The 1,708-nt window shown below is 72.5% G+C and carries 2 protein-coding genes; one reads left to right on the forward strand and one right to left on the reverse strand.

From position 1 onward, the window contains the following. The first annotated feature begins 166 nt into the window (after positions 1–166). Positions 167–766: a TetR/AcrR family transcriptional regulator gene (locus AOK00_RS35640; protein WP_055604244.1), complete on the forward strand. Its 600-nt coding sequence runs from the start codon at positions 167–169 to the stop codon at positions 764–766. A 91-nt stretch (positions 767–857) separates the two neighbouring features. Here the strand turns inward: AOK00_RS35640 and AOK00_RS35645 are convergent. Further along, a partial coding sequence (locus AOK00_RS35645; protein ID WP_055604245.1) for a carbohydrate ABC transporter permease occupies positions 858–1,708 on the reverse strand: 851 nt, incomplete at its 5' end.

The raw sequence follows: 1,708 nt of genomic DNA on the forward strand, positions 1-1,708 counted from the left end.
CGTCTGGGTGGTCACGGGTGGGCGCTTTCGACGAAGGGTGCGGGCATCCTCGGCGATGGAACGGGTCCGTATCGTCGTTACGGGGAGACTAGGGTCGTCCTGCGTCGGAACGCAACCGTATCGTCGTGACGCCCTCGGGGCGTCGCCGTTGGTTAGGATGCCGTTCATGACCGATCCGACCCCCCGCCGCGCCCCCGCCGGAGCGGCCGTACTCCGCGAGGACGTGACCGAGGCCATCCGCGCCGCCGTCTTCGAGGAGCTCGCGGCCGTCGGCTTCGCCCGGATGTCCATCGAGGGCATCGCGCGCCGCGCGGGAGTCGGCAAGACCGCCGTCTACCGGCGCTGGAAGTCCAAGCTCGCCCTCGTCCTCGACCTCGTCGGGGCCTTCGCCGCCCAGGGTCTGCCCGCGCCCGCCACCGGCTCCCTGCACGGGGACGTACTGGCGCTCCTCCAGGTGGCCTCGCACGCGCTGCGCCACCCCGTCGCCTCGCAGGTCATCCCGGACCTGCTCGTCGAGGCGGCCCGGCAGCCCGAGATCGCCGAGGCCGTCACGGCCGCGCTGCTCGACGGCCAGCGCGGCGTCATGACCCAGGTCGTCCGCGAGGCCGTCGCACGCGGCGAACTCCCCGAGGGCACCGACCCGGGCCGCGCCCTCGACCTGGTCGTCGGGCCGCTCTACTGGCGCCTCGTCGTGGTCCGTACGCCGCTGCCCCCGGGGTACGTGGACGACCTGGCGCGGTCGGCGGTGGCGGCGCTCAAGGCCTAGCTGCGGGCGGGCGTGGTCACGAGCCCCGCGGCGCCTGTCGACGTACGGAGGGCGCGGTCACGAGCCCCGCGCCCCCGCGGCGTACGGCGGGCTACTTCACCGCGCCCGCCATCACCCCTGTGGCGAACTGGCGCTGGAACGCGAAGAAGACCACCAGCGGCACCACCATCGACACGAACGCCCCCGGCGCCAGCACGTCGACGTTGTTGCCGAACTGGCGGACCTGCTGCTGCAGCGCCACCGTGATCGGCGGCGACTGCGAGTCCGCGAAGATCAGCGCGATCAGCATGTCGTTCCACACCCACAGGAACTGGAAGATCCCCAGCGAGGCGATCGCGGGACCGCCGAGCGGCAGCACCACCCGGGTGAAGAGCCGCACCTCGCCCGCCCCGTCGAGCCGCGCCGCCTCCAGGAGCTCGCGCGGGATCTCCGCGAAGAAGTTCCGCAGCAGGAAGATCGCGAACGGCAGACCGAAGGCCGTGTGGAAGAGGACCACCCCGAGCGTCGTCTCGAAGAGGCCGACCGCCCCGAAGAGCTTCGACACCGGGACGAGCGCCACCTGCACCGGGACCACGAGCAGCGCGACCACCCCGAGGAACCACCAGTCCCTCCCCGGGAACTCCAGCCACGCGAACGCGTACCCGGCGAACGAGCCGAGGAGGAGGACGAGGAGCGTGGACGGGACGGTGATCAGGACCGTGGAGAGCAGGGAGTCGGTGATCGTGTCATCGGCGAGGAGACGGCCGTAGTTCTCGGTGGTCAGCTGGGCAGGGGCCGTGAACACCTGCCACCAGCCGCTCGCCGCGATGTCGGAGGGGGAGCGGAGCGAGGAGAGCAGCAGCCCGATCGTCGGCAGCAGCCAGAACAGACCGGCCAGGACGAGGAACACCCGGACCGCGCCCCCGGCGGCACGGGCGGCGGCCCGCGCCGCGAACGTCCGGG

Source organism: Streptomyces aureus (assembly GCF_001418135.1).
Taxonomy (GTDB): domain Bacteria; phylum Actinomycetota; class Actinomycetes; order Streptomycetales; family Streptomycetaceae; genus Streptomyces; species Streptomyces aureus_A.

Bases quoted from the DNA above. Each gene is read 5' to 3' on its own strand.
- AOK00_RS35640 (WP_055604244.1), top strand. From the start codon at position 167: ATGACCGATCCGACCCCCCGCCGCGCCCCCGCCGGAGCGGCCGTACTC.